Raw genomic sequence first — 16,825 nt, 5'->3', positions numbered from 1 at the left:
CACAACAGCAAGAGCGGCAAAAGCGCTGTCAAAAGCGAAGGTCAATATTGAAATGATCAATCAAGGTTCTTCAGAGGTCAGCATGATGTTTGGCGTCAAAGCGGCTCAAGAAAAAGAAGCTGTTCAAGCCTTATATGAGGAATTTTTCTCTATGTCTACTGTCCCTGTCTCCCTTTAATCAGCAGGCTGCCAGATCTTAAGATCCGGCAGTCTTTTTTCCTCTCACCGATTCGAGTTCTCTGCGCATTAAAGTGTATCTATTTCTCGTTTGATTTTGTATGATAGATACAAATCAACTATCCGTTCCGACCTATGATCGGAGCTACAAGGAGTCCTAAAACAATGCCTCGTCAACAACTATTAAAACAGTTTCGCAATTTTCATGATGCTTCTACTAGTATTTTAAACATGATGAGTCAATTCATTGGTGTGAATACACTGTTTATCGCTAAAAATGATCAAAACACCAATCAAATTGTAAAAGTGTTAAATCATGACGAGCAGCTTCTTGAAGAAGGGGAAGAACTTCCTTATGAAAAGACATTTTGCAAGCTGGCGGTCGACCATCAGGCTACACTTGTGATCCCTGACATTTCGAAAGATGACCGTTTTAAATACTTAGAGGTCACGAAAAATCTTCAAGGCGGCTCGTTCATTGGGGTTCCCATTGATTTCACAGATGGGACGAACTACGGAACGATTTGCGGACTTGATGTGAGACCAAATCATTTCACAGAAGAGCATGTGTATATGTTTGAAACGATGGCTTCTTTATTAAGCTACGTTCTCGAGCTAGACCGTGCCAACAGGCAGATTCAGCAATTGTCTGTACCGATCGTACCAGTTGTTGACGGTGTCGCCGTGCTTCCTCTGCTTGGTGATATTGAAGAGACACGTGCTCAGCATATTTTGGAAACCATTTTACAGGAAAGCTACAGGCTGTCGCTCTCTCATTTGGTTATTGATGTATCGGGAACAAAAAGCCTGAATGAACAGAGCATTCAATATTTGGTCAGCTACGCACAAACGCTGAGACTTTTAGGAATTTCGGCAGTTTTAACAGGCATTAAACAAGACCTTGCTTTAAGTGCGATTCAATCCAATATATCGTTTAAAGACATCACCATCCGAAAAGATTTACCGCAGGCACTTGCTCATATTGGGTTAACGTTTACCAAAAATGAATAAGTGGTGATTCACCAAAAAGGGCTAAAATGAACTTCATTTTAGCCCTTTTCTTCTGGAAACGGCAGTCGAATGGTAAATGTCGTTCCATTGTTTTTTTCACTTTTCATATCAATATGCCCTTCATGTAAGTCCACAAGCTGCTTCACGATGGACAAGCCCAATCCATATTCTCCATACGGTGTATTCGTTCTTGAGATATCCGCTTTATAAAAACGTTCCCATATGTGTTTGACTTCATCTGGCGCAATGCCAATGCCTGTGTCTTCCACTTCAATGATCGTCTCTTGATTTCCTTGTTTTCCTCTTAAGTAAATACGACCACCTTCTGTGAATTGAATCGCGTTCTTTGTGATATTGACAAGCATTTGAATGAGCCTGTCATAATCCGCATAAACCTTTAGCTTGGGATCAACATCCACGATCAGCTGATTGTTTTTCTCTTCGGCGATTCGGCCCAGCTGTTCTTTCATCACTTCAAATGTGTCAATGAGTGGATAGTGAAATTTCTGAAGGGTAATTTGATTCGATCTAATTTTCTCATAATCCATATTTTCATTGACGAGGCGCAGCATACGTTTTGTCTCGTCAGTAATTAAGGAATAGCATTTCTCTTTCTCTTCTGCTGACACATCCGCTGTGTTCAGCCATTCCACCAGTCCTCGAATGGTGGTCAGCGGTGTTTTCAATTCGTGAGACACATCTGCGATGAATTGGCGTCTGCGCTTTTCGAGCCGGTCAATTTCCTCTCTTGATTGCTGAAGACGCTTGGCCATCATATTAAAATCCTCACCAAGTGTGCCAATTTCATCAAGGTGTTTGTTTTCAAGCTTGATGTTGTAATCACCTTGCGCAATCTTTTCAGTCGCCTCTCTCAACTTTTTGATGCGGTTCACATGAAATTTAGACAAGAACAGGCTGAGAATAAAGGTGATCGTCAGTGCCACAAATACGATGATATACAGATAACGATTCATTTGGGCGATGAGCTGTTCAGCGCCTTGAATCGGGGCAATAAGGACGACTCCACCCTTTAGCTTTCCATCCTCCATGACAGGGAGTGCCACAAGTGATGCCTCTTGATCAAGGCGGCGTGAATCACTTCGCTTGTCAATGATTTGCTCTCCTTTTGAGAGTTTGGCCCATAAATCCTTTGTCAATAATACTTCATGCGGCGGCATCTCTTGCTGCTGAGAGAGAATATCTCCTTTTTCATCAAACACGAAAAAACGAATTTGCCTCGTCGAAAGAATATCTTCAAATGGACGCAGACGAAAGGTCATCTCGCTTTTAGGGAGTCGTTTATAATCTTGCAAGATTTCATTCCCATAGGAGCTCATTTCATTCACTCTGTTTTGATAGGCAATATCTTTCACAAAATGAGATAAAAGGGTGCTGATAATGACAATGGCGATGAGCAATAACCCAAGATGACTGATCAGCAGCTGATAAAAATATTTAATCTTCATCGAACTTATACCCTACGCCCCATACTGTATACAAAAAGGGTTTAGGCCCGTCCCCAATTTTTTGGCGCAGCCGTTTAATATGGACATCTACCGTTCGTTCATCTCCATAAAATTGATATCCCCAAATTTGCTCAAGCAATTGTTCTCGTGAAAATACTTGCCGAGGATGCTGAATAAAAAAGCACAACAGATCGTATTCCTTCGGTGTGAGGTTCTCTATTCGCTCTCCATCCAGGAAAACTTCCCTCGTTTTCTTATCCAACTGAAAATGTACTGTCTCCAGCCGTTCACCCTCATTCACCTTTTCTTGAGTCGTTGTATGAGCAAAGCGTCGTTTCACCGCTCTAATTCTTGCCATCAAGGTTAGTGGGCTAAAGGGCTTGGTCACATAATCATCTGCCCCAAGATCAAAACCAAGTACCTGATCAGATTCGGTTTCCTTTGCTGTCAGCATGATAATCGGAACATCACTGATCTGGCGCACCTTTTGACAAATGGTCAGACCATCCATCGAAGGAAGCATGACATCTAAGATGAGCAGATCCCAATCCTCCTCTTGCTGAAAACGATTCAGTCCTTCTAATCCATCATGAACGAATTCAGCTTGAAATCCCTCTCGTTGAAAAAACATATCCGTCATTGTACAAACACTCTGATTATCTTCAATCATTAATATTTTCATCATCAGCCTCCGCTGCTGCCATTGTTTTTCTTTATGTAGCTTTATTTTACATCTTCCCTCTCAAATCTCAATTGGATTCCACTGTTTTCATGAACTTATCATCGTTTGGTCATCTTTTATTCATACTTTTTGAAAGAACTAATACTGCGGTGAATCACATGAGTTTTTTTATGATGGAATTGCAGAAGATGGTCAAGATGTTAGTTGAAGTTATAATTCAACATTACTTTACAACATATCAAGATGAGGACAGTGTCATTTATGGTTCTTTAACTCATGAGGAAGTCTCATATATTTAGATAAAGAACTTCCTGACAGTTTATGATAGATCTATTTAAAAAAGCTCATCTCTATTGATGAGCTTTTTTATCATGCCAGCAACTTCAAATACGCAGCGTCGTTTCCCTCTTCAACAGCCTGTAAAATCTGCTGTGCTTGTGATGCGCTTGTGATGCTGCTTAACTTTTGTATGATATCTTCTTTCGATAACGCACAGCCTGGTGCTCCCTGAGGTACATCAACTCGCTTACTGATGTTGGTGCCGTCAAGTAAAGTGAGCTTTACAATCGTAAAGCGTCCTTTTGGAACAGCATCGGGATGAGGCTCTATCATTTGATCATATCCTCTACTCACCCGTTTCATCCATATCCGCATGTCTGATGGAATGCTTTTTTTCGTAAAGGCATCCAGCGTAAGCGTCTGTCCAAACACTGCAAGTGCGATGACATATTCGACACTGAATCGTCCTTCTTCTCCAGTCGAAGGTGTCTGCTCAATAAGCGCTGCATCTCCGCCTGGCGGGAATATGACCTCGACCTGTCTTACCTGCTCCGGCAAAAAAGCCCGCTCTTTTATTAAAGATTGGATCGCATCTGCCGCATGGTGGGCTGCTGAGCAGAATGGATATACTTTGAACCACAGCCCAGGTGAAACGATACGCCATGTAGAACCATAGCCTTCTAGCAAACGGCTTTCCGCACGCTCCTGATCTCCATAGAGTGAAAAGAAACCAAGTGCACCATCAAGAACCGAGTCACTCCCGCCAAAACCTGAACAAGCTAAATCCATAGACCAAACGGCTGTTTTAGCAGCTAAGCCGGCTTGTAATGGTTTCATATCAGAGCCAAATTGCTTTCGCATTCCAGCTGATTGCGCCCCGGCAAAGCCGATTGCTTTCGTCAGTTCTTCTCGTGTGACCTGCTTCAAATAGCCAATCGCACACACTGCCGCAATGGCACCGAGTGTTCCCGTATTATGCCAGCCCCGCTCATAATGCGCCTTGCCGATGGATTCGCCAAGTCTTGCCATCACTTCAACGCCTGTAATGTAGGCTGCTAAAAACCGCTCGCCATACCCTTTGCCGTCTGTCAGCTGTGATAGCAGCGCCGGAATGATGACCGCACTTGGATGTCCTCTCACATCTGAGTGCACATCATCATAATCAAGGGCATGGATGAGGTAGCCGTTCAGCATCGCTGCGGATTGGCGGCTCACCTTCCTCCCTTGTCCCATGACAGGAATCTGAGCGGCTCCGCCTTCCTGTTCAACAAGCGCCATCAGCTTCTGAATCCCTTCATCCTCTTTCGCAGCAAGCGCTGATGCCGCAGCATCTAACAGGCCATTTCTAGCCATTTGAATGGCCCGTTCATCTTGCATCGGATCAGCAGAAAGCACTGCCTCTGCCAGTTGTTTTGTTAATTCCATGATCGAGACTCCAATGCCCGAACGGCAAGCTCAGCAAAGAAAGCAGCAGCAACCGGAAGTGCGTCTTCATTTAAAGTAAACGCAGGGTGATGCCACTCCTTCGTACCACTGGTCCCCATCCATACAAAAAAGCCTGGAATGCGTTCTTGATAAAGGGCAAAATCTTCTCCGCCCGGTGACTGCTCTGCCTGCACAACATGTAAGTCAAGCGAGCCCGCCGTTTCTTCTACTACCTTTGTCAGACCCTCATCATTCATGACAGAAGGCAAATACGGATGCCATCTCACTTCAGCCTCTGCTCCAAATCCCTCTGCAATCCCGCTGACGATTTGTTTCATAAGCTCTGGAATCATCGCTCTTACCTCAGGCTCAAACGTCCGCACCGTTCCTTCCATCTCGACACGGTCGGGTATGACATTCCATGATGTACCGCCCTGAATGCGTGTGATGCTGACAACCGCATGATGCAAGGAGCTGATGCGGCGGCTGACGATTTGCTGAAGGGCACTTGTGATCTGCCCGCTGATGGCAATGGGGTCCACCGTGTGATTTGGAATTCCGGCATGACCTCCCGTTCCTTTAATATCGATTTCAAACCGATCCACACTCGCCATCAATGCTTTTTCTCTAATGCCAATCGTGCCAACTGGCAGGTCAGGTTTGTTGTGCATGCCGAAAATCGCATCGACTCCATCTAAAACGCCTGCCTCTATGACGTGTTTCGCTCCTTGAGCAACTTCCTCAGCCGGTTGGAACAAAATACGGACCGTTCCTTTGATTTCGTGTTTCCGCTCCTTTAATAAAAGTGCCGCCCCAAAAATAGAAGCTGTATGGAAATCATGACCGCATGCATGCATTTTGCCCGGTACCTTTGAAGAAAATGGTTCGCCAGATGCTTCTTCAATCGGAAGTGCGTCAATATCGGCTCTCAGAGCAATCACCGGTCCTTCTTGTTCTCCTTTGATTTCACAGACAACGCCTGTTTGCAGGGCTGGGATATCAAGTACAGTGATCCCTTCCTCTTCTAACCAGCGGCGCAGTTTCTTTGTCGTTTCATATTCTTCAAACGCCAGCTCTGGATGCTCATGAAGCGCTCGGCGAATGTTGATTAAACGTTTGTTTAAAGCTTCATTTCCTATTGATTTCACTATCAATCACCCCTCTAAAGAATAAAAAGCAGCTTATGCTTCTTCAGCCGCTGCTTCTTTTTGGATAAATCGTTTCGTCCGTTCATTCTTCGTTTCATCAAATAACTCAGTTGGCGTGCCCTGCTCAATAATATGACCATCTGCCATGAAAATCACATGGTCTGCCACTTCTCTTGCAAACGCCATTTCATGTGTAACGATGATCATCGTTGTTTCTTGAATCGCAATGGATTTAATGACTTGAAGCACACCTGAAACAAGCTCTGGATCAAGCGCTGACGTTGGTTCATCCAGCAAAATCGCATGTGGATCAACCGCTAACGCGCGGGCAATCCCAATCCGCTGCTGCTGTCCCCCAGATAATGTGACTGGATAGCTGTCAGCCTTTTGCTCTAGCCCTACCTGCTTCAGCAGTTTCATACCGATTTCATTCGCCTGCTGCTTTGTCATTTTTTTCGTCACAAGCAATGATTCTGTAATGTTTTGCAGTGCTGTCTTGTTTTTAAATAAATTATAGTTTTGAAACACCATGGCCGTTTGTTGACGCAGGTGATGGGCTTCTTTACGTGAATATTTAGACGCATCGAGCTTCGCATCGCCAATTTCAATCGTGCCTTCATCTGGTGTTTCTAATAAATTTAAGCAGCGCAGCAAAGTGGATTTACCGGAGCCAGAAGGTCCGATAATGGCCACAACCTGCCCTTTTTGCACGTCGAGATTGATTCCGTCTAAGACGACAAGGTCGCCGAATGATTTCTTCAAATTGGTGAGCTTGATCATGTCCACACCTCCTTAATTCCGGTAAGGTTTGCTGATTTTTCGTTCAAATAGGTCTTGCAGGAAGCTATAAATGATGGTCATCACCCAATACACAATCCCTACGGCTAAATAGGTTTCAAAGTATTTATAGTTCGCCGATGCAATCATCTTCCCTTGTGCAAACATTTCTGCCACACCAATCGTAAAGGCAAGAGATGTTTCTTTTAAAAGACCAATAAAGGTATTCCCCGTCGCTGGAATCGCATTTCTGATGGCCTGCGGGAAAATAATTCTGACGTAAGACTGCCATCTTGTCATACCGACAGATAAGCATGCCTCAAGCTGCCCTTCATCCACTGAGTTCAGAGCCGCTCTGAAAATTTCTGCTAAGTATGCTGAGTTTTTAATACTTAATCCGATAATGACCGCTGTTAAAGCATCCATTGAGGTCATCGCAGGGAATAGCTGCGGGAGACCAAAATAAATGAGAAAGAGCTGAACCAAGGTTGGAACCGCTCTGAAGAAAGAAATATACAGCTTGGCAAATTGGTATAAAACAGGTATCCGGTTTTTTGTAATAAGAGCGAATACCACACCAATGATAATGGCAAATACCATGGAGACAATCGCCATGAAGATCGTTATCGGCAAGTATTGAAGCAGTGTCGGAAAAACCGTCACCATATACTGCCAATCAATTTTGTTCATGTCTGCTCTTCACCGCCGCTGTTGTTATTTTTTAATTGGCACTGTGACATCGTCTTTGAAATATTTCTCAGACAATTTCTTAAGTGTCCCGTCTTCTCTTAATTCTTTGATGGCTTTGTTAAATTCTTCTCTTAGTTTGTCATGCTTTTTATCTTTCGCAAATGGGTAGCCTACTTCTTCATACACAATTGGGTTGCCTACGATTTTCAGCGGCAGACCTGTTTTTTCAATTTGAGCAAGTAATACACTGCGGCCGTTGACATAAGCATCTACGCGGCCATTTGCCACTTCATTTAATACGCCGTCTTGCGTTTCATATGTTTTAATCTTAATTTTCTTATCTGGGTCTTTGCTCTCTAAGTTTTTAGCATGGTTAGAGCCAAGAACCGCCGCCACTGTTTTTCCTTTTAAATCATCAAGACCTTTGATGTCGTTGTTGTCTTTTTTTACGATGATTTGTGTTCCTGCGTATGCGTACGTATCTGTAAAGTTAAATGTTTGTTTACGCTCGTCTGTAATGGCAACTTGGTTTGACACCGTATCGAGCTTACCAGATGTCAGCTGTCCCATTAGTCCGCTGAATTCGCTCAGCTGCCAGTCTAGTTTGTAACCAAGCTTTTTCGCAATGGCTTCTGTTACTTCAACATCGAATCCGACGAGCTTGCCATTGTCTTTATAAGCAAAAGGATAGCTTTGTCCAGTAGCACCTACTTTTAATACTTTTTCGTCTTTGCCTTCACTCTGATTATTGCCGCCGCAAGCTGCTAAAACTGCTAGCATTGCTGCAAAAAGAACGACTAGCCACTTTTTGTTTTTCATGTTCGAAAACCCTTCTTTCGTCTTATGGTTGTGTGATATCTGATCTTAATTGTTTTTTAAAATAAACCGTGATATGACCTTTGCCTAAATCCTTTTCTCCTGCTCTGACATAGCCTTTGCGCTCATACATTTCTACGAGCCACGGGTGCTTATCAGCTGTACCGAGTGACACGTACGGTACCTTTAGTGTATCCCTTAGTACTTCGGTTTCAACCCATTCCAGCAAGGCAGAGCCTGTCCCTTTTTTGGCGGCTGGTTCTGAGGCAAACCACCAGATGTGAGGGACGCCGAACGGTCCTGGCTGCTCTCCCCAAGGCATACGGAGTGATAAGGTGGATAGAAGCTTTCCGTTCTCTTCCATCACATAGCAAAGATTCTTTTGTACATTATTCTGAACGAGAGCGAAATCGGCATGTGCTGCTTGGAACTGGATGCCGAGCTCACGAATTGGCTCATAGGCTCTTGTTGTTAGTTCAAGCAGCGCCTCTATATCTGCCTCTGTTGCCAGACGAAACGTGTATCCCAACGTTAGTCACCTCACCTTATGTCGTGTAGCGATTTTTTGGCTCTGTTAGTCCGAGATTTTCTCGTAAGGTTTGTCCTGTGTAATCGGTTTTGAATAAGCCTCGTTCCTGAAGGATTGGGACGACGCGGTCTACAAACACATCCAGTCCTTCTGGCAAGAGCGGCGGCATCACATTAAAGCCGTCTGCTGCTTCTTCATTCAGCCATGTTTCCATCACGTCTGCCAGCTGCTTCGGCGTTCCAATGAAAATATTATGACCGCGTGAGCCGGCAACTGATTGATAGAGCTGGCGAATGGTCAGGTTATCCTTTCTCGCCATATTCATCACGAGATCAAAACGGCTTTTCACCGCATTTGACGTGCTCGGATCAATCTCTGGAAGCGGTCCGTCTAACGGATACTGAGACAGATCAATCCCGCCTAAGTAATTTTGCAGAATGCTCAGTCCAATCTCAGGAACAATCAACTCCTGTAATTCTTCATATTTTGCTCGGGCTTCTTCCTCTGTCTCAGCAATGATCGGGAAGATACCCGGCATGATGCTGACGTCCTCTCTAGCACGGCCAGCAGCCTCTACTTTCCCCTTCAAGCTTTGATAAAATTCCTTCGCTTTTTCGAGATCGTTTTGTGCAGTGAAAATGAGCTCTGCTGTTTTTGCTGCAAGCTTTTTACCATCTTCGGAAGATCCTGCTTGAATGATCACGGGCTGCCCTTGCGGCGTGCGTGATACGTTGAGAGGCCCCCTGACTGAGAAGAACTCACCTTTATGCTGGAGCTCATGAAGCTTACTAGATTCGAAGAATTCTCCTGTTTCCTTGTTTCTGATAAGGGCGTCTTCCTCCCAAGAATCCCAGAGACCTTTAACGACTTCAACGAACTCTTCTGCCCGTTCATAACGTTTATGGTGTGCTAAATGCTCTTCTCCGCTAAAATTTTTCGCTGTTTCTTCAATAGAAGAAGTGACCACATTCCATGCCGCTCTTCCGCCTGATAAATGATCAAGGGAGGCAAACTGTCTTGCAATATGGAAAGGCTCACTGTATGTAGTGGAAGCTGTTGCTGCTAAACCAATCGTTGAAGTAGACTCAGCAATCGATGAAAGCAGCGTGAGCGGTTCAAATCTCGTTAATACGTTCGGATGAGAGGTTTGATTAATGGATAAACTGTCAGCTAAAAAGAGCAAATCCAGCTTTCCTTCCTCTGCCTTTTTCGCTAATTGTTTAAAATAATCTAGGTTCATGGCTGCGTCTGGTACTGCATTCGGATGTCTCCAAGAGGCAACGTGATGTCCAGTTCCTGCGATGAATACGCCTAGCTTGAGCTTCCTTTTCGGCTGTGACACTTGTTCTTCATCCTTTCTATATCCTACATGTATCAAACTGAAGTCCTTAGAAGATACATTTTTCTGATTGAATTAATCGGTTTTATTAATAAAAAAAGGGCAAATGTTGCGAAAAATGAAAAATAATTATTACTATATGCCCTTTTTACAGGATTGTCAACCGCCTTCTGAACCTCCAAAATAAGGGATTTCAAACGCTCATGATGGCGTATCAATCTCAATATTTCCGATGAGCCGGTCTGTGGTATGTGTCAACAATTGACTGCGTTCCAGCATGTTGTGAGCGATGACAGAATGAGTGGAACTTGCGGTGCGGACGGCAATCGCTTTTTGAGGAGATAGATTGATGATGTTATTGCGCAGCACACGAGCTGAGGAAGCCTGGTCAATAAAGATCGCTGTCGGCTGTCCGATCGATCGATTTAAATAGAAGCGGTTATCTCCAATTTGTGGTGAACCATTTTTAATATACATCACCACATATAAGGATGTTTCTTCAAAGGAATTGTCTTTAATTTCTAATGCCCCTGTCGTGCTACTGTATACAGCGTAGTTTTGATAGTTTTTAAAGCGATTCTGCCAGATGAAAGCCTTTGCATTTTCGGTGACACTGATCGTATAGGAAGAATCTAGCTCCGGGTGTCCTTCTTGAATAAAGTGGTTGCCGTTGATCCCTGTTTCCCCTTCCTGCACCCAGATTCCTCTGCTGAATTCTTTGAATTGATTGTGCTGAATAAGGATATTCGTTCCTCTCACCACGGCCGCATCGATAACAGAATAGACCGTATTGTTTGAAAAGACGACACTATCCGATTGATAGATACGCAGGGAGGCGCTCCTTTTTCCGGTACTCGTTCCTGATTCAATATGGTTTCCTTCTATTAGAATACGATTCGCCATATAAACGGACACAGCCGCATCTTCAAAAAGACTAATTTTATTACCTGTAATGTGAACACTGTCTCCCCTCACATCAATCCCTTTTTCAAACCCCTCAATCATATTGCCAATAATAATCACATTGTTTTCCGTTTGACCAAGTGAGACGCCTAAGCTCGTAATCCCTGCTTTTGTAACACCTCCTCCCACTGCACGAATCATATTGTTGGCAATGATCGTTTCGGTGGAGAAGCCATAGGAGATACTGCTATCTGTATGGTTGCCTTCAATGATCACACCATAGCCATTAAAGTTATAGATGGAGCTTGCAGCACCTCCTCTGACGATGTTGTTTCGAATCTGAATATTCAGCGGTTCTTCCATATTAACGGCATTTTCTCCATAGCCTTCAATATCAATGCCCATTCTCGGCTCGACCCCATTTACTCCTGCTCTTTCCAAGAGACAGTCCTCCACAATGACCCCATCACAGCCTGTAATCGAAATATTGTTGCGTCTCGAATCGGTGATGGTGCAGCCGGAAATATCAATAGATGCAGCAGGCGAGTACGGTTCCCCCTCTGTCAATAAACCATGGGGACTGACAATAATGCCGTCTCCCGTACAATTTTTTATTTGGACATGATTCACCTCGACATGGGAGGCACCTTCAATGCACACCCCAAAGCCCCATTCATGGGTTTTTCGTTCAGAGGGTAGCGGCTTGTATACATGCTCATGACGATCCCCTTCAATACGTCCGCCTCGGATGGTCACATTCTGAACCTTTCCTATATAAAAGGCTGCATACCCCCATGAATCATTTGGTTTTACCTTTATCACAGCGTCTGAAGCCATCTCAATGCATATATGACTTGGCACCCGTATACCTGCACCTCGGAAAGGAAAAAATGAATCACCTCTGTACACCGCATCTATTAAATATGTGCCGCTCGGCAGCCAGACATGGGAATACCCTTGTGCTTTTGTCCATTCTAAACATTCATTGAGCTTGGCTGTGCAATCCGTTTTCCCGTCAGCAATCACGCCAAAATCTAGTACATTGACAACAGGTTTTTTTAGATCAGCTTCATTCAATTCCCCCAACCTAAATCACTCCTTTTCACACATGTTCTCTCGTCATTCTATGCATGTGGTAAAGGTTTGCTTGTACATTGATTCAAATTTTAAATAAATTCTTCCGGAATAACTTTCCGATAATTTTTACTTCAATGAATTTTTCAATTTTTTGAGCCTTTAAGCCTATTGAACTAACATTTTCCTGTTTTAGAATAGTTTTATATTGACACAAGAACTATACAAGAATATCATTTTTCTCATATCTCTTTTTTTAAGAAAGGATCTATGCCATGTCTACAATTGACCACGATAAAATTGTTAAAAGTGTTCCTCAAAAAGGGTTTTTTGGACATCCTAAAGGACTTTACACACTGTTTTTCACTGAATTTTGGGAGCGTTTCTCCTATTATGGCATGCGTGCACTGCTTATTTATTATATGTACACAGAGGTGACAAAAGGCGGTCTAGGCTTTGACCAGACGACAGCCAATTCGATCATGTCGGTCTACGGTGCGCTTGTCTATATGTCAGGAGTTATTGGCGGATGGCTCGCCGACCGGGTATTTGGTTCGTCCAGTACGGTGTTTTATGGCGGAGTTTTCATTATGCTTGGCCACGTGATTTTGGCTTTGCCAAGCGGAGCAACAGCGCTCTTTATTAGTATGGGACTGATTATTATTGGGACAGGTCTTCTTAAGCCAAACGTTTCAAACATTGTTGGCGACCTGTATACAAAAACAGACCCGCGCAGGGACTCTGGATTTAGTATTTTCTACATGGGGATCAACATGGGTGGCTTTATCTCCCCATTAATTGTCGGAACACTCGGTCAAAAAGTGAATTTCCACCTCGGGTTCTCACTCGCTGCCGTTGGGATGCTTGTTGGACTCATTACATTTGTGGTCACAAAAAAACCGAACCTTGGTCTTGCCGGCACTTATGTGACAAATCCATTATCAGCTGCCGAGCGTAAGAACTTCAAAATTTACGGATCATTGGTTGTGATTTTGCTCGCAGTTTTTGCTGTCATTGGCATTCAAACAGGCGCACTCACAATTAATCTATTCACTTGGTTTGTCAGTGCCCTTGGTGTACTCATTCCGATTGTTTATTTCATTGTCATGTATTTCAGTAAAAAGACGAGTGCAGTGGAGCAATCCAGGGTTCTCGCTTATATTCCATTGTTCCTTGCTGCCGTGATGTTCTGGGCGATTCAAGAACAAGGCTCAAACATTTTAGCGACATATGCAGATCAACGAACAAACTTGAATTTTCTTGGGATGACACTAGCGTCTTCATGGTTCCAATCATTGAACCCAATCTTTATTGTGCTGCTGTCTCCAGTGTTTGCTTGGTTATGGGTCAGACTTGGGAAGAAACAGCCGTCTACCCCGATTAAATTCTCACTCGGCCTTCTGTTTGCGGGGTTATCCTTCATCATCATGATCATTCCTGCATACATGTCCGGTCCGAACACACTTGTGAGCCCATTATGGCTCGTTCTGAGCTTCTTCCTCGTTGTGATCGGAGAGCTCTGCTTATCACCAGTTGGACTGTCAGCGACAACAAAGCTGGCACCTGCTGCCTTCTCAGCGCAAACGATGAGCCTTTGGTTCCTTTCAAATGCGATGGCACAGGCGATCAATGCGCAAGTAGTCAAACTGTTTGATAAAGTGCCAGAAACCGTCTATTTCGGTATCATCGGATTGCTGGCCATCGTTTTATGCGTTGTAATGCTATTACTGACACCAGTGATTAAGAAAGCGATGAAAGGCGTTCATTAATAAAAAACTGGACATGAGTACATCATGTCCAGTTTTTCACTTTATTGATGATCAGTCTTCATATAGAAATTTTATATCTTACTGCATGATTCATTCGTTTTCATTGGTACTGTCTCATTTATTTCGATGTTAAAATAATTCACGGCATTGTGATAACAAATATCTTTGACTATTTTTCCTATAAATTCGTAATCCCTTGGAAGCTCACCATTTTCTATCCAAGTCCCAAATAAATTACATAAAATTCTTCTGAAATATTCATGGCGAGGGAACGATAAAAAGCTTCTGGAGTCTGTAAGCATACCTACGAAAGTGCTAAGCAAACCTATATTAGATAATGTTTTCATTTGATCTAGCATGCCGTCTTTTTGATCATTAAACCACCACCCAGATCCAAATTGAATTTTTGCTCTGGCATCAGAAGATTGAAAATTCCCTATAGTAGAGGCCACAATCGCATTATGAACGGGATTTAAATTATAGATAATGGTTTTAGGTAAAAGGTTATCTTTGTCTAATTCATTCAAAAAACCATTTAAATGTCTTGCTAGGTGGAAGTCAGACATAGAGTCGTACCCACTATCTTTTCCCGTTAACTTGAACATTCGTGTGTTATTATTCCTTAAAGCACCTATGTGTAATTGCATGGTCCAATGAAGAGAATGATATTTTTTACTCAGGTGAAGAAGAGTGTTTGTTTTAAATTTATTGATATCCTCTTGGGATAGTGTTTTTCCTTGCAGCGCACGTACAAATATAGAAGATACTTCTTGTTCAGTAGCTGGTGAAAATGGAAATATTTCAAAACCATGATCAGACATTCTGCATCCATTCGCGTGAAAATAATCAATTCGTGAATGTAATGAAGCGATAAAGTTTTCATATGTTAAAACAACGCCGTTGATTGACTCACCTAATTTTTCTATATAATTCACAAAATTTGATTGTTCAATATTTAAAGCTTGATCCGGTCTAAATGTAGGTAGGACCCTAGTAGTAATTCCTACATCTTTACGTATGATTTGATGAATTTTTAAAGTATCGATTGGATCATCAGTCGTACATACAACTTTTACATTAAATTTTTCTAAAATTCCATTTGTGGACATGTTCCTTTCATTTAATCTCTCATTACAGATATCCCAAACTTTATGTGCATTTTTTTCTGAGAACAACTCATTTATATTGAAATAACGACTTAATTCTAAATGTGACCAATGATAAAGAGGGTTTCCTATTGTATATGGAACCGTTTGGGCCCAAGCTAAGAATTTTTCCTTGTCACTTGCATTCCCCGTGATCAATCTTTCTTCTACACCAAACCACCGCATAGCCCTCCATTTATAGTGGTCTCCATTAAGCCAAATATCAGTCATATTTTCATATTTTTTGTTAGCAGCAATGTCATCAGCCATTAAATGCGTATGAAAATCATAGATTGGCATATTTTTCGCGTAATCATGATAAAGAACTTTTGAACTTTCGTGATTAAGCATCATATCTTCGCTTAGGAATGTAGACAATATAGTCACCTCTATACTTATGTTTAGAAAATCTCAATTAAATGAAATAAGGTGTTATTAACAAAAATAACACCTCACTTTTTTAGATCTTACTTAATTCAATCTCCGTATTTACATAGATTGCGTCTCGTTGTGCAATTAAGCATAGTTCTGCGGCTTTAAAAGTATGCTCTTGAGTCATAGCATTTTCAGTATCGTTTAAACAATCTAAAATAAGTTCACCAAAGTAAGGGAAACCTACTTCTCCATTTAGAGAAAAATGTTGCTCTGTCTGTTGATTTACTAAGTATAAATGGTCTCCTATTTTATCCCTTGCTATGTCTACGTATTTGCGAATTTCAATATACCCGTCTGTTCCAAGAATGAATGTGCGCCCATCCCCCCAAGTGCTAAGGCCATCAGGAGTCAGCCAGTCTACTCTAAAATAGTTTGTAGCCCCATTATCCGCAATTAAAGTAGCATCGCCGAAGTCTTCCAATTCTGGATACTGATGATGTTTGTAATTGCCCACTTTACTATGTACAACTTTTGCATCTTTTGCGCCAGAATAGTAAAGGAATTGTTCAATTTGGTGACTACCAATATCACATAGAATACCTCCATAATACTCCTTTTCAAAAAACCAGCTTGGTCTGCTTTCTACATTACTACGATGTGGGCCAGTTCCAAGAACTTGTACCACTTTTCCAATGGCTCCTTGTTCAATCAGTTGACCAGCAAATACGGCACTTTCCACGTGCAAACGTTCACTATAATAAACAGCCCATTTAAGCCCCGTTTCAGCTGTTTTTTTACGAGCAAGCTCCAATTGTTCCAACGTTGTAAAAGGTGATTTATCCGTAAAGTAATGCTTACCATGATCTAAAACACGCAGCCCTAAATCACAGCGTTTAGATGTAATGGCTGCGCCTGCCACGAGCCTTACATCTGGATCTTCGAGAATTTCTTTCTCACTTTTGGCTGCCTGTACCTCCGGATAAGCCTTACAAAATTCTTGTACTTTTTTCTGATCATGATCATAAACCCATTTTAATGTAGCCCCAGCCTCAGTTAATCCATTGCACATTGCATAGATGTGTCCATGATCAAGACCTATAGCTGCCATTACGAATTGTCCTTCTGTAACGACAGGGGCACTTTTTCCCTTAGGAGCATAATTCATTCCATCACTTTTCTGCATGATTGTTCCTCCTCTAGCAAGCTTCCAGTTTATTTTT

The 16,825-nt window shown here is 42.5% G+C and carries 15 protein-coding genes; 3 read left to right on the top strand and 12 right to left on the bottom strand.

All coding sequences use genetic code 11. The features are described from left to right. The coding region (locus AOQ70_RS19495; RefSeq protein WP_442854371.1) for an ACT domain-containing protein at positions 1 to 178 on the top strand (178 nt) is incomplete at its 5' end. Between the two features lie 164 nt (positions 179 to 342). Continuing rightward, on the top strand, positions 343 to 1,188 hold the full coding sequence (locus AOQ70_RS00565; RefSeq protein ID WP_039176521.1) for a GAF domain-containing protein: 846 nt from the start codon (positions 343 to 345) through the stop codon (positions 1,186 to 1,188). A 38-nt stretch (positions 1,189 to 1,226) separates the two neighbouring features. On the opposite strand, the gene AOQ70_RS00560 is transcribed toward AOQ70_RS00565, so the two are convergent. The 10 genes from AOQ70_RS00560 to AOQ70_RS00510 all read right to left on the bottom strand — a co-directional run bounded on the left by AOQ70_RS00560 (position 1,227) and on the right by AOQ70_RS00510 (position 12,328). After that, complete coding sequence (locus tag AOQ70_RS00560; RefSeq protein ID WP_047202694.1) at positions 1,227 to 2,654, bottom strand: sensor histidine kinase; 1,428 nt, start codon at positions 2,652 to 2,654, stop codon at positions 1,227 to 1,229. Beyond that, a complete protein-coding gene (locus tag AOQ70_RS00555) occupies positions 2,644 to 3,336 on the bottom strand; it encodes a response regulator transcription factor (protein ID WP_039176516.1) in 693 nt (230 codons plus the stop codon). The genes AOQ70_RS00560 and AOQ70_RS00555 overlap by 11 nt, the downstream gene beginning before the upstream one ends. 369 nt (positions 3,337 to 3,705) lie before the next feature. Beyond that, positions 3,706 to 5,040: an MmgE/PrpD family protein gene (locus AOQ70_RS00545; RefSeq protein WP_059374442.1), complete on the bottom strand. Its 1,335-nt coding sequence runs from the start codon at positions 5,038 to 5,040 to the stop codon at positions 3,706 to 3,708. Next, positions 5,031 to 6,188 (bottom strand): amidohydrolase, encoded by a 1,158-nt coding sequence (locus tag AOQ70_RS00540; RefSeq protein WP_059374440.1) that lies wholly within the window; start codon positions 6,186 to 6,188, stop codon positions 5,031 to 5,033. The genes AOQ70_RS00545 and AOQ70_RS00540 overlap by 10 nt, the downstream gene beginning before the upstream one ends. 33 nt (positions 6,189 to 6,221) lie before the next feature. After that, complete coding sequence (locus AOQ70_RS00535) at positions 6,222 to 6,968, bottom strand: amino acid ABC transporter ATP-binding protein (RefSeq protein ID WP_039176505.1); 747 nt, start codon at positions 6,966 to 6,968, stop codon at positions 6,222 to 6,224. A 12-nt stretch (positions 6,969 to 6,980) separates the two neighbouring features. Beyond that, positions 6,981 to 7,655 (bottom strand): amino acid ABC transporter permease, encoded by a 675-nt coding sequence (locus AOQ70_RS00530; protein ID WP_024427305.1) that lies wholly within the window; start codon positions 7,653 to 7,655, stop codon positions 6,981 to 6,983. Positions 7,656 to 7,679: 24 nt separating this feature from the next. Continuing rightward, positions 7,680 to 8,474, bottom strand: coding sequence for an amino acid ABC transporter substrate-binding protein (locus tag AOQ70_RS00525; RefSeq protein ID WP_024427304.1), 795 nt, complete (start codon positions 8,472 to 8,474; stop codon positions 7,680 to 7,682). 22 nt (positions 8,475 to 8,496) lie between these two features. Further along, complete coding sequence (locus tag AOQ70_RS00520; protein WP_059374438.1) at positions 8,497 to 9,000, bottom strand: GNAT family N-acetyltransferase; 504 nt, start codon at positions 8,998 to 9,000, stop codon at positions 8,497 to 8,499. Between the two features lie 16 nt (positions 9,001 to 9,016). Continuing rightward, positions 9,017 to 10,342: an LLM class flavin-dependent oxidoreductase gene (locus AOQ70_RS00515; protein ID WP_059374437.1), complete on the bottom strand. Its 1,326-nt coding sequence runs from the start codon at positions 10,340 to 10,342 to the stop codon at positions 9,017 to 9,019. Positions 10,343 to 10,540: 198 nt separating this feature from the next. Then, the gene (locus AOQ70_RS00510; protein WP_059374435.1) at positions 10,541 to 12,328 is read right to left on the bottom strand and encodes a right-handed parallel beta-helix repeat-containing protein; all 1,788 of its coding nucleotides are present in this window, start codon (positions 12,326 to 12,328) and stop codon (positions 10,541 to 10,543) included. A gap of 263 nt (positions 12,329 to 12,591) precedes the next feature. Between AOQ70_RS00510 and AOQ70_RS00505 the strand changes: the two genes are divergently transcribed. Then, positions 12,592 to 14,085, top strand: coding sequence for a peptide MFS transporter (locus AOQ70_RS00505; protein WP_024425520.1), 1,494 nt, complete (start codon positions 12,592 to 12,594; stop codon positions 14,083 to 14,085). Between the two features lie 71 nt (positions 14,086 to 14,156). On the opposite strand, the gene uxaC is transcribed toward AOQ70_RS00505, so the two are convergent. Both uxaC and AOQ70_RS00495 read right to left on the bottom strand, forming a co-directional pair. After that, positions 14,157 to 15,608, bottom strand: a complete 1,452-nt coding sequence (uxaC, locus tag AOQ70_RS00500) for a glucuronate isomerase (RefSeq protein ID WP_058837318.1) — start codon at positions 15,606 to 15,608, stop codon at positions 14,157 to 14,159. An 82-nt stretch (positions 15,609 to 15,690) separates the two neighbouring features. After that, complete coding sequence (locus AOQ70_RS00495; RefSeq protein ID WP_059374433.1) at positions 15,691 to 16,788, bottom strand: Gfo/Idh/MocA family protein; 1,098 nt, start codon at positions 16,786 to 16,788, stop codon at positions 15,691 to 15,693. Between the last annotated feature and the right edge of the window lie 37 nt (positions 16,789 to 16,825).

The organism is Bacillus sp. AM 13(2015), assembly GCF_001518755.1.
Lineage (GTDB): Bacteria > Bacillota > Bacilli > Bacillales > Bacillaceae > Bacillus > Bacillus safensis.
This window is presented reverse-complemented; position numbering and strand designations above follow the sequence as displayed.